General features: G+C 67.7%; 20 protein-coding genes. 7 read left to right on the forward strand and 13 right to left on the reverse strand.

Annotated elements, in window-relative coordinates:
- Positions 1-64: 64 nt before the first annotated feature.
- A complete protein-coding gene (locus U9979_RS02500; RefSeq protein ID WP_322748452.1) occupies positions 65-307 on the reverse strand; it encodes a WhiB family transcriptional regulator in 243 nt (80 codons plus the stop codon).
- A 382-nt stretch (positions 308-689) separates the two neighbouring features.
- Here U9979_RS02500 and U9979_RS02505 point away from each other — a divergent pair, with 382 nt between their 5' ends.
- A complete protein-coding gene (locus U9979_RS02505) occupies positions 690-962 on the forward strand; it encodes a hypothetical protein (RefSeq protein WP_322778085.1) in 273 nt (90 codons plus the stop codon).
- Between the two features lie 198 nt (positions 963-1,160).
- On the opposite strand, the gene U9979_RS02510 is transcribed toward U9979_RS02505, so the two are convergent.
- Positions 1,161-1,970 carry an ABC transporter permease gene (locus U9979_RS02510; protein ID WP_322748454.1) on the reverse strand — a complete coding sequence of 270 codons (810 nt, stop codon included), beginning with the start codon at positions 1,968-1,970 and terminating at the stop codon, positions 1,161-1,163.
- Complete coding sequence (locus tag U9979_RS02515) at positions 1,967-2,854, reverse strand: ABC transporter ATP-binding protein (protein ID WP_416219271.1); 888 nt, start codon at positions 2,852-2,854, stop codon at positions 1,967-1,969. The genes U9979_RS02510 and U9979_RS02515 overlap by 4 nt, the downstream gene beginning before the upstream one ends.
- Positions 2,855-3,152: 298 nt before the next feature.
- Here U9979_RS02515 and U9979_RS02520 point away from each other — a divergent pair, with 298 nt between their 5' ends.
- The 3 genes from U9979_RS02520 (at position 3,153) to U9979_RS02530 (ending at position 6,294) form a co-directional block, all read left to right on the forward strand.
- A complete protein-coding gene (locus U9979_RS02520; protein WP_322778087.1) occupies positions 3,153-4,238 on the forward strand; it encodes a CoA ester lyase in 1,086 nt (361 codons plus the stop codon).
- The gene (locus U9979_RS02525; protein WP_322778088.1) at positions 4,235-5,182 is read left to right on the forward strand and encodes a CoA ester lyase; all 948 of its coding nucleotides are present in this window, start codon (positions 4,235-4,237) and stop codon (positions 5,180-5,182) included. Before U9979_RS02520 ends, U9979_RS02525 begins: the two co-directional genes overlap by 4 nt.
- Before the next feature lie 242 nt (positions 5,183-5,424).
- Complete coding sequence (locus U9979_RS02530) at positions 5,425-6,294, forward strand: N-acetylmuramoyl-L-alanine amidase (protein ID WP_322778089.1); 870 nt, start codon at positions 5,425-5,427, stop codon at positions 6,292-6,294.
- On the opposite strand, the gene U9979_RS02535 is transcribed toward U9979_RS02530, so the two are convergent.
- The 3 genes from U9979_RS02535 to U9979_RS02545 all read right to left on the reverse strand — a co-directional run bounded on the left by U9979_RS02535 (position 6,291) and on the right by U9979_RS02545 (position 9,902).
- Positions 6,291-6,815 carry a hypothetical protein gene (locus U9979_RS02535; RefSeq protein ID WP_322778090.1) on the reverse strand — a complete coding sequence of 175 codons (525 nt, stop codon included), beginning with the start codon at positions 6,813-6,815 and terminating at the stop codon, positions 6,291-6,293. The genes U9979_RS02530 and U9979_RS02535 overlap by 4 nt on opposite strands.
- 250 nt (positions 6,816-7,065) lie before the next feature.
- Positions 7,066-8,874, reverse strand: a complete 1,809-nt coding sequence (locus U9979_RS02540; RefSeq protein WP_322778091.1) for an NAD-binding protein — start codon at positions 8,872-8,874, stop codon at positions 7,066-7,068.
- A gap of 77 nt (positions 8,875-8,951) precedes the next feature.
- Positions 8,952-9,902, reverse strand: a complete 951-nt coding sequence (locus U9979_RS02545) for a dihydroorotate dehydrogenase (protein WP_322778092.1) — start codon at positions 9,900-9,902, stop codon at positions 8,952-8,954.
- Positions 9,903-10,069: 167 nt separating this feature from the next.
- Between U9979_RS02545 and U9979_RS02550 the strand changes: the two genes are divergently transcribed.
- The gene (locus U9979_RS02550; protein WP_416210506.1) at positions 10,070-10,312 is read left to right on the forward strand and encodes an acyl carrier protein; all 243 of its coding nucleotides are present in this window, start codon (positions 10,070-10,072) and stop codon (positions 10,310-10,312) included.
- A gap of 73 nt (positions 10,313-10,385) precedes the next feature.
- Here U9979_RS02550 and U9979_RS02555 read toward each other — a convergent pair whose 3' ends face one another.
- Together U9979_RS02555 and U9979_RS02560 are read right to left on the reverse strand one after the other, a co-directional pair.
- Positions 10,386-10,826 carry a DUF2795 domain-containing protein gene (locus U9979_RS02555; protein WP_322748463.1) on the reverse strand — a complete coding sequence of 147 codons (441 nt, stop codon included), beginning with the start codon at positions 10,824-10,826 and terminating at the stop codon, positions 10,386-10,388.
- A 196-nt stretch (positions 10,827-11,022) separates the two neighbouring features.
- A complete protein-coding gene (locus tag U9979_RS02560; protein WP_322778093.1) occupies positions 11,023-11,262 on the reverse strand; it encodes a hypothetical protein in 240 nt (79 codons plus the stop codon).
- A 426-nt stretch (positions 11,263-11,688) separates the two neighbouring features.
- Here U9979_RS02560 and U9979_RS02565 point away from each other — a divergent pair, with 426 nt between their 5' ends.
- Together U9979_RS02565 and U9979_RS02570 are read left to right on the forward strand one after the other, a co-directional pair.
- Positions 11,689-12,495 (forward strand): DUF1918 domain-containing protein, encoded by an 807-nt coding sequence (locus tag U9979_RS02565; protein WP_322778094.1) that lies wholly within the window; start codon positions 11,689-11,691, stop codon positions 12,493-12,495.
- A gap of 2 nt (positions 12,496-12,497) precedes the next feature.
- Positions 12,498-13,142 (forward strand): phosphoribosyltransferase, encoded by a 645-nt coding sequence (locus tag U9979_RS02570; protein WP_322767620.1) that lies wholly within the window; start codon positions 12,498-12,500, stop codon positions 13,140-13,142.
- Between the two features lie 102 nt (positions 13,143-13,244).
- Here U9979_RS02570 and U9979_RS02575 read toward each other — a convergent pair whose 3' ends face one another.
- From U9979_RS02575 to U9979_RS02595, 5 genes are all read right to left on the reverse strand, one after another.
- Entirely contained in the window at positions 13,245-14,267 is a 1,023-nt protein-coding gene (locus U9979_RS02575; RefSeq protein WP_322778095.1) for an expansin EXLX1 family cellulose-binding protein, read from the reverse strand.
- Between the two features lie 179 nt (positions 14,268-14,446).
- On the reverse strand, positions 14,447-16,288 hold the full coding sequence (locus tag U9979_RS02580) for a hypothetical protein (protein WP_322778096.1): 1,842 nt from the start codon (positions 16,286-16,288) through the stop codon (positions 14,447-14,449).
- A 294-nt stretch (positions 16,289-16,582) separates the two neighbouring features.
- Positions 16,583-16,816: a hypothetical protein gene (locus U9979_RS02585; protein WP_322778097.1), complete on the reverse strand. Its 234-nt coding sequence runs from the start codon at positions 16,814-16,816 to the stop codon at positions 16,583-16,585.
- Positions 16,817-17,150: 334 nt separating this feature from the next.
- Positions 17,151-17,321, reverse strand: coding sequence for a hypothetical protein (locus tag U9979_RS02590; protein ID WP_322778098.1), 171 nt, complete (start codon positions 17,319-17,321; stop codon positions 17,151-17,153).
- 50 nt (positions 17,322-17,371) lie between these two features.
- Positions 17,372-18,019, reverse strand: coding sequence for a methyltransferase domain-containing protein (locus tag U9979_RS02595; protein ID WP_416219268.1), 648 nt, complete (start codon positions 18,017-18,019; stop codon positions 17,372-17,374).
- Between the last annotated feature and the right edge of the window lie 359 nt (positions 18,020-18,378).

The following is an 18,378-nucleotide window of genomic DNA, read 5'->3' on the forward strand; positions in this document are numbered from 1 at the left end:
TCTTTTTGGCGTACAAACCTCGAAAGATCGTTGATGAAAGATCGTTGACGTCTGATGGACGGGGTTACACGGGAAGGTGAACCGTGTTCCGTTGGATTTCGCGCCGCTCGTCCGCGCTGAGCCCTCCCCAGACACCGCTGTCCTGGCCGGCGTCAAGAGCCCAGGCCAGGCATTCGTCGGTGACCGTGCAGTGCCGGCATACAGCTTTCGCGGCATCGATCTGGCTCGCGGCCGGCCCGGTTGTCCCGATCGGAAAGAAGAGTTCGGGATCCGTACCCCGGCAGAAGGCCCGGTGGCGCCAGTCCATTGTCGTACCCCCTTTTGGCAAGGCGTCGCGCCCGGATGATGGGTCAGCCCGAATGATGGTGGGCGCAGATGATGCTAGGTGCAGATGATGCTAGGCGCGGAAGCCTGCCCGTTAATCACAACATGCTGTCAATTATCGACAACAGAGCAGGGGTGCTCCGGTGAAGTGCTCCGCCGGGTTCCGGTCTGGCGGAACGGAGTGATGCGGTTACTCGCAAGGGCTGATCCAGTCAGGGTTTGATCGTGGGTGTGGTGTGGTGTGGTGTGGTGTGGTGTGATGTGGTGTGGGTGCGCGTGTGAGGGCTGCTGAATGCCGGGTGGATGGTTGCCTGTCGTACGTGGACGGGTGGCCTACCTGACGACCGTGGTGCCACAATGGCACCATGAGGCGGATGAACCTGCGCGACGTACCCGACGAGATCTACACGGCTCTCGCCGAGGGTGCGGCGGCAAGCCACCAGTCGCTGAACGTCTTTGTGGTGGAACGGCTCACCGAGATGGCTCGCGTAACCAGGTTGGCCGACTACATGGCGTCGTACGAGGCTCCCCAGACCGCGGGCGTCACGGCACCTGGCCGGCTTTCCCATTCGCCGCATGCCGCTCGCTCCACTTCTGGAACGCAGGTGGCAGCTACGCAAGAACGTCACTCCATATGACGCTGTCTCCATTGCGCTCGCCGAAAAACTCGATTTAGAATTACGGACCGCTATCGTGACGAGTGGGTGGCGGCGGAGCTGGTGAGACCATACGAAGGCCTGGCGCGGTCTCGCGTCCACCTTGCTGCATCGTCGACTCTGGCGGCATAGGATCCGCCGACTGCTGACCGGCGCCGGCAGGGTGACTGGATTGCTGGATCAGTCGATGAGCCGGCGGCTCATGTAGCGGACGGCGAGCAGCCACATCAGCCCGGCGAAGGCGACCAGCGCGCCCACGTGGCCGAGGTCGGCGAGCGGAGCGAACCCGAACGCCGCGTCCCGCACCAGCTCGACACAGTGGTAGAGCGGGTTGAGTCGGGCGACGACACGGCCCCAGTAGGGCAGCCCGGCTATCGGAAAGAAGGTTCCGGCGACCAGAAAGAGCGGCGTCATGATGCCGGAGATGATGTAACTGAAACCGTCGATGGACGGCACCAGCGCCGAGGTCCAGATACCGAACAGGCCGAAGCCGAGTCCGGTGAGAAAGCCGACCAGCGGGACCACCAGCATGCCGGGAACCGGATCGAGGCCGAAGGCGAGCGCCACCACCAGCGGAACGCATCCGTAGACGCCGGCGCGCGCGGCAATCCACAGGGCCTCTCCGAGCACGATCTCCGGTACGTCGACGGGTGCGGCCAGCACAGCGCCGTAGATCTTCTGATAGGTCCGCCGGATGAACGTCTGGAACATCCCGGTGAAGGCTGAGGAAAAAAGTACCGCGGTCGCGACTATTCCGGTGCCGAGGAAGTCCACGTACCGGTAGCCGGCCACGACCGACACCAGTGAGCCGAACCCCCATCCAAAGGCCAGCAGGTAGATGGTGGGTTCCACGACGGCGGAGAAGGTGGTCGACAGCCAGGACCGCCGGAACAGCGTGAGGTCGTGGACGATGACTCCGGCCAGTGCCGCCGGTTCAATCCGCCGCAGTCGCGTCGCCTGGGCCCCGTTGGCTTCGTCCGCCCCGTTCATTCGACCCGCTCCCCGGTCAGGGCCACGAACACGTCCTCCAGGGTCGCCGCGCGCCGGACGCCGGCTCCGAGCCGTTCATCCAGTTCGGCGGGCATGTTCTCGGCCCGGAGCACCGAGACCGACGGCCCGGTCCGTCGGGTGGTGAAACCGGCCGCGCCCGCCTGCGCCGCGATCTCGGCGAGGCGCTCGGGCGGGCCGTAGTATTCCGCCGCGGTCCGCCCTGCGTGCGCGTCGAGTAGTCGGGCTGGCGCGTCGCGCGCGATAACCCGGCCATGCGACATGATGGCGACGTCGTCAGCGAGCCGTTCTGCCTCTTCGATGTAGTGGGTTGACATCAGTACGGTCACTCCGCCGGTGCGTAAGCCGGCGATCAGGCTCCACAGTTCCTGGCGGACCTGCGGGTCGAGTCCCACCGTGGGCTCGTCGAGCAGGACGAGCTGGGGACGGTGGACCAGCGCCCGGGCGACCAGTAACCGTCGTCGCATCCCGCCGGAGAGGTTCGCGGTCACCGTGTCGGCGCGATCGACCAGGTCTGCGAGGGCCAGCGCCCGATCGACCGCGCCCCGGCGCTCCCGGGCGGGTACCCGGTACAGCCGGGCGAACACGGCGAGGTTCTGCCGGACGGTGAGCTCGGTGTCGAGGTTGTCCTCCTGTGGCACCACGCCCATCACCGCTCTGGCCTGCTTGGATGCGCCCGGCACGTCGTAGCCGAGGATGGTGATCCGGCCGCTGTCGGCGATCGACTGGGCGGTCAGCATCCGCATCGTGGTGGACTTGCCGGCGCCGTTGGGCCCGAGCAGGCCGAGACAGACCCCGGCGGGAACGTCAAGGTCGAGACCGTCTACCGCGGTCAGGCTTCCGTAGCGCTTCACCACTGCCCGCATGGAGATCGCGGGCGCTGCGCCTTCGGATGGTTTCCCGCCCCCCGGTTCCGCACCGGTCGCGGTCGCGGTCGAGCTCACCGGCTGGAAGAGGGACACCAGCCGACAGTAACCCGTACCCGACCACCTGCCATCTCCTTTTCCGGTCGATCGGATGTCGATCGGATGCCCACGGCGGTCCCGGGCGCGATACTTGCCCCGCGGCCGGCGCGCGACCAGCACGAGGATCCGCCAACCGTACGTGGCTTCAGGTACCTGGACGTATCATGACATAGCTGGACGAGCTGACAGGAGTTCTCCCATGCGCAACCCGAAGGACTTCTTCGCTCCGCTCGCGGTGGGCGCGCCGGCGCCGCTGCGGGAGCTTCCGCAGCGGCTCTCCCGTGTGATCCACTTTTTCGACCCCAGTAACGCGAAGATGGCATCGAAGGTCCCGGACATCCTGCCCCGCCTCGACGTGGTGCTGGGCAACCTCGAAGACGGCGTCCGGGCCGATGCCAAGATCGCGGCCCGGGAGGGCCTGGCGAAACTCGCCGCCGCCACGGAGTTCGGCGACACCCAGCTGTGGACGCGGGTGAACAGCCTGGACTCACCATGGGGCCTCGACGACCTGCTGACCCTCGTCCCGGCGATCGGTCACAAGCTGGATGTCATCATGGTGCCCAAGGTCGAGGGCGCGGAGGACATCCACTACGTCGACCGTCTGCTCGCCCAGCTCGAGGCGAAGGCGGGGCTCACCCGGCCGCTGCTCGTCCACGCGATCCTGGAGACCGCGCGCGGTGTCGCCAACGTCGAGGAGATCGCCGGGGCGAGCCCGCGGATGCAGGGCCTCTCGCTCGGGCCGGCAGACCTCGCCGCGGACCGACGGATGAAGACGACCAGGGTCGGTGGCGGGCATCCGGGATACCTCGTGCGCCAGGACCCGTCGGCGACCGACCCGGACGCGCCGCGCGCCACATACCAGCAGGATCTGTGGCATTACACGCTTGCCCGCATGGTGGACGCCTGCGCGGCCAACGGGATCCTGCCGTACTACGGGCCGTTCGGTGACATCGCCGATGTGGTGGCCTGCGAGGACCAGTTCCGCAACGCGTTCCTGCTCGGCTGTGTCGGCGCCTGGAGCCTGCATCCGGTGCAGATCGACATTGCGAAGCGGGTCTTCAGTCCGGAGCCCGCCGAGGTTGCCTGGGCTCGACATGTGATCGATACGATGGGTGACGGGACCGGAGCAATCATGGTGGACGGCAAGATGCAGGACGACGCCTCGGTCAAGCAGTGCAAGGTTGTTCTGGACCTCGCGCGCACCCTGGCCGCGCGTGACCCGCACCTGGCTGCGGCCTATGGCTTCGCAGACCTGGTTGACCCGGTGAGGCAGGACGCCCGATGAGCACCTCGCCAAGCTCCTCGCCGGGCACACCGGCAGGCATCTCGGCGCCCGCCTACCGGCCGCGTCGCTCCGTCCTGTACATGCCCGCGGCGAACGAGCGGGCGTTGGAGAAGGCGCGCGGCATTCCGGCGGACGCGCTGATTCTCGACCTGGAGGATGCCGTCGCCCCGGACGCCAAGGACGCCGCCCGGGAACGGGCCTGCGCGAAGGTTGCCGAACAGGCCTACGGCGGGCGCGAGGTGACCATCCGCGTCAACGCTCTGGACACGCGCTGGCATGCGGACGATCTGCGTGCCGCGGCGGCGGCCGGCCCGGACGCCGTGGTCGTGCCGAAGATCTCCTGTGCCCAGGACGTGCATGCGGTCGAGAAGAGCCTCCAGGCCGCGGGTGCGCCCGACCGCACCATGATCTGGGCGATGGTCGAGACCCCGGTCGCGATGCTGCACGCCGAGGAGATCGCCCGGGCCTCGCAGCGGCTCGCCGTCCTGGTGATGGGCACCAACGACCTGGCCAACGAGCTGCACGCCGAGCACGTCCCCGGCCGGGCGCCGCTGCTGCCCGGGCTCGGGTTGTGCCTGCTCGCGGCCCGTGCCGCCGGGGTGGCCATCCTGGACGGGGTCTTCAACGACATCCGCGACCTCGACGGGTTCGAGGCGGAGTGCCTGCAGGGGCGACAGCTGGGCTTTGACGGCAAGACGTTGATCCACCCGGGGCAGGTTGAGCCCTGCAACCGGGCGTTCGCGCCCACCGACGTCGCGCTCGAGGAGGCCAGGAACATCGTCGCGGTCTGGGAGGAGGCGTTGGCCTCCGGCCGTGGTGTCGCCACCGTGAACGGCCGGATGATCGAGAACCTGCACGTGGACAACGCCCGGCGCATCATCGCGGTCAGCCGGGCCATCGAGGAACTCGACCGGGAGGCCGCCGCCCGTGCGGCTGCGCATTAGCCATTCCTGGGCTGCGGTCATCGCTACGCGGTTATCGCCGCTGCGATGACCGCGTAGCGTACAAGAGTTCCCACTGTAAGTCGGCATGCGAGGGTGGATATCCGGAGTTGAACGCCAACTGGTACTGATGTGATTACATTACGTCGCACGATGTCGTATGTTGGTGATGTTGTTGACATCGGCGTAACCGGTGGTCGGTATCCACCTGGCAACGTGCCGGACGGAACATGGAAGATACCCGGGTGGCGCACATCGTTCCGGGCTTCACCTTCCGGCCAGTTCGTAACACCGACGGCGACGCGATCCGTCCGATCGGACTTGTTCTGCACGTCCAGCAGGGCAACGGAGGCCTGTTCGGCTGGTTCGACAACCCCGCCTCCCAGGTGTCGTCCACGCTGTGGGCCGGCAAGGCGGGGCAGCGCGAGCAGTACGTTCCCTCGGATGTCCGGGCGTGGGCGCAGGTAGTCGGCAATGCCAACTACGACTCGATCGAGACCGAAGGTTTCGACACCGAGCCGCTGACCGACTCGCAGCTCGAGACCGTCGCGCAGGCATACGCCGATGGTGCGCAGACCTTCGGCTGGGCGCTGACCGTCACCCACACCCCGGGCAGCTCGGGGCTGATCCTGCATTCGGACGGGGGCGCCGCCTGGGGTGGTCATTTCGGCTGCCCTGGGACGCTGCGCGCGGCGGCCGCGGAACGGATCATCGCCAGGGCGACGGAGATCGTGCGAGGGCCGCAACCCGTCGCCGCCATCGTCCCGGTCGTCAGCACCGGTGGTGGGGGCGGGGGTACCGGTGCGGACGCGAGCGGACGATCGCGGGCACGGGTGCAGGCCCTGCAGCGGGCCGTGCATGTGGCCGTGGACGGCATCTGGGGGCAGGTGACCGACGCCGCCATCCAGGCTGTCCGGGCGAACCACCGCACCCGCGCGGAGCAGGCTGCGGTCGGCACGACCGTGGACGGCATCTGGGGCCCGCGCTCCCAGGCTGCGTACATCGCGACGGTGCGGGCGATCCAGGCAGCTCTCGGCGTCGGTGTCGACGGTGTCTGGGGCCCGGTGACCGACAGGGCGTTCGTCGCCGCACGGGGCGCCAGCTTCACCGGTTAGAGCGGGTCCGGTGGATACCGGTCTCGATCCCGGTCTCGATCCTGATCGCCGTCGTCGTGCTGATCCCATTCGGCGACGAGCGCGTCCCAGCTGAGGTACCGCGCCACCGCATAGGCCGGCGACACGACGCCCCGGGGGTCGAGCACGGCCACCGGGTATCCCAACTGCGCGCGGTACCCGCGTTCGGTGACGACGAGCCGCCCACCGAGCCGGGCCGCGCCCACGACAATGGGCCGTGATGTCCAGGTTGGGGCGGCTGCGTCGGCCAGCGCCCGCGCGCAGAGCCACGCGTACAGCCCGCAGACACAGTCCTCGCTGGGCATCCTCGGGTGCGGCGCCATGGGGACCCGCAACATCCGGCTGCTGAAGTCGTCACGCTGTGCCCGCAGGCACAGTGCCCTGGTGACGCCGTCAGGGCGCCACAGCAGCAGGTCGGGCGGGAACGGCGACCATGGCGTCCAAGCCGGCCGGAGCTGGCCGTGGGCGTCGACCGCCCACTGGCGCCACCCGATGACGCTCATGTGCCTGCCGGTACAGGTTCGGGCTCGGCTTCGGGTCCGGCCGGCACGGGAACCGCGAGCGGTTCTTCGTCCGGCCAGCTGATCGGTTCGTCCTCCACGATGCGCACCGGCTCACCCACGTTTGCCATTCGCCTACGGTCCCTCCGCCGGGCGTGTCGGTCAATCGCCGGCCAACCTCCATCCGCGGCTTGTCGGTTTTCTACCGGTTTCACACCGGTTTCACACCGACGGCCAGCCTGTGGGTCTGGCGTCAGTGCAGGCGCAGAATCTGCAGGCCGTGGTCGACCAGCAGGCCTGGAAGGTGACGGACGGTCGCGGTCGCCTTGGCACGCTGATCAGGTGACAGGTCGGTCCAGTCGCGCAGCAGGTTGTGCTGTTTGCGGCTGTCGTCGCGAACCGGGGCGAAGGTCCATCCCGCCCTTCGTCGCTCCGCGCACCAGCGCTCGTGTTCGAACCGGGCGAGCATGTCCGTTTCGGCGGCGGTGAAGGCGAAATCGGTCATCGGGTGGGTCATCGGGATGACGACCGCGTTGACCGCGTTGAGTTTGGCACCGATTCCCTCGGCCTGACTTCGGTTTGCCGCCCGCAGGTCCGCGCGTAGGGTCTCCCACGGCTGCATCGAGTCGGTTCCGCCGATCGTGGCGCCTTTTTCCTGCTCATCGACCAGGTACTGGCCGTGGATGGCGCGGGCCAGGGCCGTCAGCGTGTCATTGTGCAGTTCGCCCGGTTCCGCCGCCTCGCCCATGACTGCGAACACCCGCACCTCTCCCGGCCCGGGATCGAGTAGATGGGGATTGAGCAGGTCGCCGAGAGCGGTTCGTTGCCCGACACAGACCGTCACGGTCTGCCCGGTGCCCGCGGCGCCGCGGACCATGTTCAGCCCTCTGCGCAGCGCGGCATCCTCGTCCTGATCGCAGAGAACCAGGTGTCGTATAGCTGGTATTTCCGGTGTATCCACCGTAGCCGGGATAAGAATTTCCCATGGAATCGTCGCGAGATCGAAGCTCTGCGCGGCCTCATCCTTTGCCCGGGGCGCACAGTGCGCGTCGACCGGCCGGTAGCGTTGTCGAAGTTCAGTGAGCTGGGACGAGGCGTTCGTGTCGATGAGAACGAGCGGGAGTGGCGGACCGCCGGCACGGACCCGCCACAGCCTGGCCAGTTCCACGACGAACGCGCGACCGAACGGGCCCAGGCCGACGACCGCGATCGACGGCACCGGATCGTCGGAACCAAGATGGGGCTCCAGGATGCGGGCGGCGAGCGTGCGCGCGGCGAGTTCTTCCGGCGTGAAGAAATCCAGCCGGAACTCCGATGCCGATGACAACCCCACCCGGCGTGCCTTCAGCGCGAGCGCCAGTTCACCGTCGGCCAGCCGTGCATAGCAGGCGAGTGGCTCGTCCCGGTCGGGTTCCTGCTCGGCGAGCGCGCCCACGGCAGCCACCGTCGCGGCGGTGGCTGCGCTGTCCGGCAGGCAGGCGTACACGGTGGCCGCTCGGGGCACACCCGCGGCACGCAGCACAGCCTGGTCCCAGGCATCGCCGATGACGACGAGCGCCGCGCTCTGGACGATCCCCTCGGCGCGGTCCAGATCGGGGTCTGCGCTGATGACGACCACCTGGACGCCGGCGGCCCGAAGGCGGCGGACGAGCGTCATCGCGAACAGGTCGTCGCCGATGACGACCGCGTGGTCCCGGGCCCGGCGGGCCATCCACCGGTGACGCCGGTCGGTGAGCAGGTTCCACACGGACACGGCCACGCCGTACGCGGTCGCGAGCGGAGCCAGGAAGCGGGCGAACTCCAACGGCAGCGGGAATGGGCCGCCGTTCTGCAGGGGCTCGGCGCCCAACAGGAACAGCTGTGCGTCGAAGTAGACGACATCCGCGGCGGTGTAGCCACACGGCGCTGAGGCCGGTGGCGGGCACTGGTCGGCGGACCTGCTCAGCTGCGCCAGCCCCCACGCACCCAGGATTGCCGCCACCGTGAACAGCACGCAGAACGCCGGCCATAGAACGCGACCGGCCTGCCGTTGTTCTGTCGGCCGTGCTGGCTGCGTTGTCACCACAGCGACACCGTAGCGAAGCCAGCTCGTCCCGACGGCCTGTTTACGTCGGACTGCCGGGTCAGCGATCTGGTCGGTTAGCGATCTGGTCGGTCCGCGATCTGGTCGGCGTAGTCGGTGAGGATGTCACCGAACACCCCGGCGTCGCCCTGGCGGTTCCAGAACGCGGTGGCAGCCTGAACCGCGTCCGCGCCTGCGTGCAGGAAGTCGACGACGTCGCGTCCATCGGTGACCCCGCCGACTCCGATCAGTTCGACCGCTTCGGGCAACAGCCGCCGCAGCTGCCGTATCTGACCCAGCGCCATGGGCTTGAGTGCGGGTCCGCCGAGCCCGGCCAGCTCGACATCGATGACCGGACGGTTCGCCTGGGTCAGAGCGAAGGCGTTGGGAAAGGTGTTGACCGCGCAGACGAAGCGCGGCCCGGATGGCTCGCGGGACAACGCCCCGACAAGGTCTGCGAGTTCGGCCAGGCCGGCCGGATCCGAGAACGGCGAAATCTTGATGCCGAAGGGCGGTGGTCGGTACGTGCCCGGACGCGTGCCGGCGACGGCTTCGAGTGCCTGGCCGACCTGAACGCAGATGGACCTGGTCTGGCCGTGGTCAAAGCAGGCGATGCGTTTCTGCGTGCCACCGTCCCACACGTTCGGGCAGGCCAGGTTGAGTTCGATGACATCGGCGCCGGCCAATGCCACATCATGTGCCGCGCGGGCGTATTCCGGTGCGCTGAATCCCGCGATGCTGACCATGAGTGGCTTGCCGGCTTCGTGCGCCAGCGAGACCATTTTTGGCAGGTGCTCGCGGTAGTATTCAAGCCCCGGGTTCGGCAGACCGAGCGCATTGAGCGAGAAGAAAGCGCCGGTGTGGTAGACGTTACCGCCATTGCCGGTGCGGGCCTGCTCGGTGATGGAGCCGACGACGACCGCCGCCACGGCGGATCGGGCCAGCGTGTCGACGTCGTCGAGGCTCTTGCAGGTACCCGCGGCGTTCATGAGCGGATGTTCAAGCTCGATGCCGCAGAGGCTGGTCATGACGACAGTCTTCCCTTCCTGACGCGCGCCTGCTCGGCTGCCCTCCGCCGGGTGCGGTGCGCGACCGGGATTCGACGCCGGGTACGCGTTTACTTCGCCGGGGAGCGTCGATGAAGACAGTGCGGGCCATGGACCGGCCGGCTACGGATCGAAGGAGAGGATTGACGATGGCGAGCGGCGGAACGGAATTCAGTGACGTTGCCTATGATCTGATCTCCGTGCAGTACCACGCCCTGCGGGGTTGCCACGAATACGAACAATTTGCCCGGGACGCGGAGAACGACGACCAGCGGGAAATCGCCGAGTTTTTCCGCGATATCATGAAGCAGGACGCCGATCGCGCGGCGGCCTGCCATCGTTACCTGTCGAGGCTGTCGGGCAGGTCCCCGGCCGGCTCGGGCGTCCGATAAGGCTTGTTGGCAGTAAGGCTTGTTGGCAGTAAGGCTTGTTGACCGCGGGCCGGCCGTGGCACGATGCGGTTGATCAGAATCGGACGGTTTCGACGTCCTCGCCTCCGTGCAGCGCCCGCCAGAGATCGCCAACCGAGTTGTACCGCTGTCGTTTGGGCAAGGTGAGGAGCGAATTGACCAGCTGGTCCGGGGCGTTGTGGCTGCGCAGGCTGTGCACGAGCTGAGCCGCGCGAGCGGGGAAGTCGTGCCGGTCGAACCATCGGGCGAGCTCGGCTCGGGCATCCGCGGCCGTGTTCGCGCCGGCGGTGCGATCGGCACCTGAGGTGTCCGGCATGAGGGCTACCTGAGGCTGGTCCTCTCCCGGGGGCTCGGCGGAGCGCCAGTCCTCGGTGCGAGTCTCCCGGCGTGCCCGGACGATCCCGTCCACCTCGTGGGCAAGGTTGTCGTCCCTGATCGGACCGTGTTTGGTGCTTCCGCGCTGCATCGGCTTGGTCAACTCCTCTTCGCTGGTCACCGGTCCACGCTGGTCACCGGTCCACGCTGGGGATCGTCCGGGCGCACTTGTCGACTGGGTCTGATCCACCTGCCGCCAACCGCCGGGTCGTCCGGAGACGGATCTATGTCGATGGTCGTGCCGGGGGCCGTTCCGACGCCGCGAGGTGATCGGGGACCGGGGACCGGGGATCGGGGATCGGTGGAGGCAGATCAGATCATGGTAGGGGGCCGGGAATGTCCGGTCCTGGCTCGCGTCCCGGTATGTCGGGCGCAGGGTCGGGATCGGGGATGTCGGGTCCCGGTATGGGCGTGTCGGGCCACGGGCCAGGCTTCGGGACGTCCGGCCCGGGTGTCGGTTCTGGTCTCGGCGTTGTGCCGAGCGGCGGATCGGCCGCGCTCCGTACCAGGCCGTCGCCGTATGCCACGACCATCGTCACGATGCGTCCTCCCTTCACGATGCGTCCTCCTTGTTGAGGCGACCGGAGGTTGGTCACGTGGGTCGTGTTGACTCCTGCCACCTTCCACGGAAAGGACACCTTGAACCACCTGACCCATAGTGGTTGAAATCTTGCGACTCGTAGGCGGTACCCGGGTCGGGGCGCATGGAAAGGTCGCCCTTCGGGGTGTGCCGAGCATGGTCGAGGGGGATGGGAAGGACAGGGCGGCGCCGACGGTCGCGCGGCTGGTGGTGGCTTCCTTCGCGTCCGGAGGAATCCGGGCTGTACCCGCCGGACGGACTTGTACGGTATCGGCCGGTATTACGACCTTTAGCCATATTTAGATCATATTTTACCAACAACATTACGGGCTGGTCGTCGGAGGTCCCGACTCGTGACGTTCGGGACGCTGACCAGGGGTCCAGGCCCGGGAGGTGAGCGTCGATGACGGACGTACTCAGCGTCGTCAGCGCACCGCCGGTAACGGTGGAGCGGACCAGGACGATTCGGGAAGCGGCGCAGGAGATGGACCGCCACGGGGTGGGTGCGCTTCTCGTCACGGACCATGAGCGTCTGGTCGGAATTGTGACTGATCGGGATATCGTGCTGCGCGGTCTCGCCCGTGACATCGCGGTGGAGACCGCTGTCGGGCAGGTGATGACGACCGATGTCCTCACCCTGTCGGTGGGTGTGGAACTGGCGCGTGCGTACGAGGTGTTCCGGGACCATGCTCTGCGCCGGCTGCCGGTCCTCGACGGTGACCAGATCGTCGGCGTCCTGTCCGTCGACGATCTCCTGATACGGGACGCGCGGCGAATCGAGGATCTGATCCGGCCGCTCGCTCAGGAGGTCATCGCCCGCCATCGCCGGACCCCGGTCGCCGGGGTGGGCGCAGGCGCTCACGCCGGTGACGGTGCCACCACCGACGCATCGCGTCGGCTGGTCCGGGCACACCCAGGTGACACTCTGGTCATTCACGGGCGGACTCTGGGTAGGCCGGAAAGGTTTGGAGAGATCATCGAAGTGCGGTCCCCGTCCGGTGATCCGCCGTTCCTGGTCAGTTGGTCCGATTCGGAGCACGTCACCTTCACCTACCCCGGTCCGGATGCCGAGGTGCGTCCGCGTGTCGCCGACGAGGCCGCCGCCACCGGTGGTAAGGCCGCTGGCGGTAGCGGTCGCAGTACCGGTCGCAGTACCGGTGGCAGCACCGGCGGTGGCACCGGCGGTGGCAACGGTGACGGCAGGGGGTGACGGTGCCCGAATTGTTCGTTGACCGGCGGTCGGCCGGCCGGGCTCTGGCCGAGTCCCTGGCCGGCCACACCGACCGGGGCGATGTCGTCGTCCTCGCCCTGCCCCGGGGGGGAGTGCCGGTCGCCTTCGAGGTCGCCCAGCGGCTGCGGGCGTCCATGGACGTCTTCCTCGTCCGCAAGCTCGGTGCGCCCGGTCATGCCGAGCTTGCGATGGGGGCGCTGGCCACCGGTGGGACGCTCGTCCGCAACGACCAGGTGATTCGTGGTCTCGGTATCGGCGAGGAGATGATCGACCGGGTGGTGGACACCGAGCGCCGCGAGCTTGACCGGCGGGAACACGCCTACCGCGACGACCGGGCGCCCCTCGACGTCACCGGTCGTGTCGTCCTGCTCGTCGATGACGGTATGGCTACCGGAGCCACGATGCGTGCTGCCATCGACGCGGTCCGCCGACGCCGGCCGGCCCGAGTGATCGTTGCTGTGCCGGTGGCCTCCGAGCGTGCCTGCCAGCAGATGCGGCTCATTGCCGACGGCGTTGTCTGCCTCAGTACGCCGTCGACCTTCTTCGCCGTCGGCCAGTACTACGCCGACTTCGCCCAGACGACCGACGACGAGGTCCGGGAGCTGCTCGGTCTCGCTCTGGCGTGATGCCTGTGCGATCTGCCGGCGGCGCGAGGATGTTCGTCCGCGCCCGCTGCCAGCCCGCTGGTCGTCTTTGCCAGTGCTGGTTCCGGTCAGTGCTGGTTCCGGTCAGTGCTGGGCGAACTGCGACGCGGTCGATTGAACCGTCGTCGGGCTGAGCGTGATTCCGGAGTTGACGATCTGCTGGCCGTAGATGTCGGTCACCCGGACGGTGAACGGGCCCGCGCCCAGGCCGTTCGGCGCGAGGAAGTAGTTGTACTGTTCGCGTGGCAGTGCCTGCCAGATCCCGTTGACGCTGATCTCGAGCGAGACCACTGGGTTGCGGTGGTTGCGCGGTTGGATGGCCAGCCAGTAGGCGGACGACCCTTCCTTGATCCGGTACTGCAGGTTACCGATGTTCGCCGGGCTGATCAGCTGCCAGGAAATCGGGACCCGCCCGGCCACCGGGTCGGCGATGGTCGCGAACGCCTCCGGGCTGAAGTCGATGTCACCCGGCTTGCACTCGGGGCAGCGGTCGACGATTTTCACCACGACGGTGCCGCGGGGGCCGGTGGCGCGGACGTAGCCGCCGCACATCCGCGCGTTTTCGTAGTCGGCCTCGTTGAGAGCCGCATACGCGTGGCCTGGTTCCAGGCCGGCGCCCTCGTAGAGGCAGTTCCCCGTGCCGTCGCCGAGTGTGTAGAACGTGCCATCGCCGGTGTAGGTGACGCCGGGCCTGATCCGGCCGGGAGTCACCGGTGTCGACCCCTGCCCCGGTGGCTGCGTTGCCGGCCGGGTGGCCGCCGCGCTGCCTCCCGGTTTCACGGTCGGGGTCGCGGAGTGGGTCGCCGTCGCCGGTGGCACCTGGGTCGCCGTGGTCGCCGATGTCGGCGCGGATGACGAGGCGGGCTGAGTGCTCGGCGGCGTGGGCCGCGGATCACTTGGTGCCCCGGGGGCCTGCGCAGACGTCGCGGTGATGGGTACCGGCTGGCTCGTGAGCTCGGTCGGCTGGCAACTGGTGATGATGCTGAGCACAGCCGCAGTACCGGTGAGCACGGCAACGGCGGAATACCAGTGCAACCGCGCCGGCAGCGATTGTGTTGCCCGGCGGTGGCGTGGCATGGATGTGCCGGCAGGTGGTGACTGGGTCAAGACCCCTCCGTGGCCATGGACGGGAAGTACGACTCCCCGTCGCTGCGATCCCCACCCAGCGCCACGAACCTTAGCTGGGTGGATTCCACCCAGTCCACACCGTTTGCGTCACTTTTACATTAGGAGTTCATCTGTAGCTTTTCTGTTGATTTTCCGTTGGCGAGCGATCTCTGATTGGCCTATGCAGGCGGCGAGGTTGCCGAGGTTGCCGAAGCCGCTGGAGTTGTCTGTGTCTGGGCCGGAGCGGGTGTCGGCGCGGGGGATGCCGTCGGCGCTGCGCCAGCGGCCCCGGCCGAGGTGGCGGCGGACGCCGGGGTCGGCGCTGGGGCAGCCGTCGGGGTAGTGCTCGCCGGTGCCGGTGCCGGTGCCGGCGTGGGTGTTGAAGATGGCGTCGGAGCAGGCGTCGCTGTCGGAACGGGCGTCGCTGTTGGAGCGGGCGTGGCAGTTGGCGCCGGCGACGGCGTGTTCTGTGTCTGCTGATTGTTCAGGCGTTGCGCAATGCTTGTCAGTCGGGCCCGCGCTTCGTCGTTGACCTGGGCAGGGGTGGCGCTCCCGAGCCGGTCGAGGAACGGCGTGAGCGCTCCGGGGCCGGTGACGCTGGCGGGGATCAGGGCGCCCAACGCGTCGGCGGTGGCCGGTTCGACCTGGCCCAGCTGGGCGTAGTCGGCGAGGCGGGCGTGCAGTCGCGCCGGTGTGGTGGTCCAGCCGGCGAAGTCCGCAGGGCTCAGACCGCCGACATCGAAGGTGGTGGGCGGCGCGGCCGCGCAGCCGGCGGCGTCTGACTCCGGAGTGAGCGTGACGGTGAGGGCGCCGTCCGCACCGGCTTCGCCGATGGTTGTTCCGTCGAAGCGGGCGAGTTGTCGTGGTGTGACCGCGCCGGGGGCGTCGGCGGTGACAACCGTATGGACACTCGTGATCATCCATCCGTGGCTGTCGGACAGCGTCGCGTTGACGGCGGCGGTGACCGGAGCTGCGACCGGGGTGGCGGTCGTCGCGGTGAGGACTCCGGCGATGTCGAGGGCTTCGTAGCCGGGAACGCCGTCGTCGAGGTTGGTCGGTGTCGCGGTCAGCGTGGCGCTCTCGACGGTGATGACAGGGCAGGCGGTCGACGGCGTCGGCATCGGTGTTCCGGGCGCTTGTGGCTGTGAGGTGACTGTGATGGTCGGTACGGGTATGGGCCCGCTGCCCGGCGCCGGCGTGCCGGCCGTGGCTGATGTGGGCAGCGCGATCACTCCGCTGTCGCTGTAACCGGTCGTCCAGGCCAGCACCGCCCGGACGTAGTCGTCCGACGGGTTGTACGCGAAGACCGCCGCCCGCAGCTGCGTCGGGTCGGTCAGGTTGCGGTTGTACGCGCACAGATAGCCCGCGGTGGCGAGGGCCGCGTCATCGATGTTGTTCGGGTTGCGCTGGCCGTCGTCGTTTCCGTCACGGCCCGATCCCTGCCAGGTCGAGGGGATGAACTGCATGGGTCCGACGGCACGGTCGAAGAACGTGTCACCGTCCCAGTTACCGCCGTCGGTGTCCAGGATCAGGGCGCGTCCGTCGTTGCCGTCGAGGGGCAGTCCGACGATCGACGGCGTGATCGTGCCGTCGGCGCTGATGGAACGGCCGGCGCCGTGGCCAGATTCGACCTTGCCGATCCCGGCCAGCAGCGGCCAGGCCAGCTGGCAGCCGGGCCGCTCGCGCGCGGTCCGCTGCGCCGCCTTCTGATACGCCGCGAGGACCCGGTCCGGTATCCCCTTGTCACCGGTACCGAGTGTCACGACCACGCCGGCTCCGGTGGCCGCCGCCACCGCCAGGCTCTGCGTGCTCGGCGTGGAGCCATCGCCACCAGAGGTGCCGGAACCGCCCGAGGTGACAAGCCTCGGCATCGGGAAGCTCCCGCCGTCGGCCGGCGGTCGCGCCGGCCCGGGAGGTGGGCCTGCGTTGGAATTCGCCTGCGATGTGGCCGCGGAACCGTTGATGAGAAGGAGGGTCGCGACCGCGACCACCGGCATCGTGAGTACCCGCGCCCGATGCATTGTTGACTGATCTTGACTTTGCCGGTCGAGTACGGTAACAGCGACGGCATGCCGCCGATTCAGCCAGACCCTTATCGGGCCCCGGCGGTGCTTGCTCACGGCGGGTCTTCACCTCATCGAATGGCTGGGTTCTCCGAGCGGCTCACGCCGGCGCCCGCGGATGGCACGGGTAGGAGCGATGCGAATCCAGCTGCACTCTGCCACACTGGGTGGCCGTCAACCGCGGCAACGGTGTCTTATCTCGGCGTTGGTGCCAACTTTTGGGCTGGCGACTTTCGCCGGTCAGGCTCCGTTTCAGTCTCGGCAACTTGTTGTGTATTGATTGATTGACAGTAGACTTTTCTTAAGGTGAATCGGCGACGGTTGACCGCCGGTGGCGGTCCGGGTGGTGCCGTGCCGGCCGTAGTCGTGGGTGCGTTTCTCGCAGGCGTCGAACTCGATCGGCAGCAGCGGCTGGGTCCGGTCCGGCGCCTGGATTTGCGTCTGCTCGTCCACGCTGAGCGCGACAGCTCCACCCGACAGCTCCACCGGGCGCATCAAGGTACAGGCCGACGATGTCGGTGACCTTCTCTGCGAAGGCAGGATCCTCGCTGACTTTGAACGTGCCCTGCCGGTGCGGCTTCAGCCCGTTGTCCCGCCACAGCTTCGCCACATAGTGGAAGGACACCCTGATACCCGTGGTGCGGGTGATGAACTTGGCCATCTCCCGGCTCGACCAATGCGACAGGCCCGTCTCCGCAGGCGGGCTGGTACGGGTCAAGGCAAGGATCCGACTTCGAACCTTTGCCGGCATCTACTCCCGCGGTGCAGCACGAGACCGGTCAAAAAACCCGTCGATCCCCTCGGCCTCGTAGCGAGACAGTCACAGATCCACCGCCGGCCGCGAGACACCGGCCAGCGCCGCAACATCCTTCTTCTGTCGACCCTCGGCACGCCACAACACGATCCGTGCCCGTGTCGCCACGTTCGCCGGCACATCCCGATCGTTTACCAGGGCACGCAACTCCACCTGTTCGTCCGTCGTCAACTCCATACTGCCATTTTACTTGACACGTTAAGTAAATTATCCAGAATCACGAGACATTAGGTTTTGCGGGCGAGCAGTTGAATCTCCTGGAACTGCCGTCGGTCTGTTGGCTCAGGCTCACGAACCATCCGGGCTACGTCGGCCAACCCGGACTCGCGCAGCATTGCGGCGAGGTGATCAGGCCACCACCGATAGGCCAGCGCGACTGTGTGATCGAAGACCTGCGTCGGGTGAGACCGATCATCGCTTGCCGAAAAGCCGACCAGAAGGTGGCCGCCAGGTGCCAGCACACGGTGGAACTCCGCCAAGATGACGGGGAGTTCCTGCGGCGGAGTGTGGATGATGGACCAACGTGAGAGTACGCCGTCCAGCACGCCGTCAGCGATGTTCAACGCGGCCATCGAGCCCACGTCGAACCGCAGGCCCGGATAAGCCTGTCGAGCCAACTCGATCATCGCCGGAGAGGCATCAACACCAAACGCCGCCAGCCCCAACTCGTCCAGATAAGCGGTGATATGGCCAGGCCCACATCCCAAGTCCGCGACCTGACCGTCCCCACTCCCACTTACGACCTCGGCGAAGGCACCTAAGATCGCGCGGTCCAAAGGCCTGCCCCGCAGCTCGTCGCGGAACAGCTGCGCATAGGTGGGGGCAGCAGCGTCGTAGGCCTCGCGGGTGACACTGCGGGCATCGTGTTCGACCATGCTCGCGACAGTAGTTTCTGGCGCTGCGGCGAGCCGAGAGAATCACGATCTTCCCTCCCGCCCGTTCGCCCGGTAATCTCTAGTTCAGAGAAGCCTGCCTGACGTGCGGCATGCTGCGGCCAGATCCCCAGCAACGACCGCGGCTGGTCGAAATCATCGCCAAGCTCAGGGACCGCATTCAAGAAGCCAAGATCAATGGCTGGCTCGGGGGAGGTCGAAGGGCTCACCGTCAGCCTCAACGCCGCTGTCGGGAAACTCGTCGGCTTGGACCGGACGACTCAACGCCGGCCCTCGAGCACGGTTGATCTCGGCATCCCCGTAATCTGGATCTCTGGTAACCATTGATCGGATTCCAGCGG

It is taken from the genome of Protofrankia sp. Cas4 (assembly GCF_963555915.1).
Taxonomy (GTDB): Bacteria; Actinomycetota; Actinomycetes; order Frankiales; family Frankiaceae; genus Protofrankia.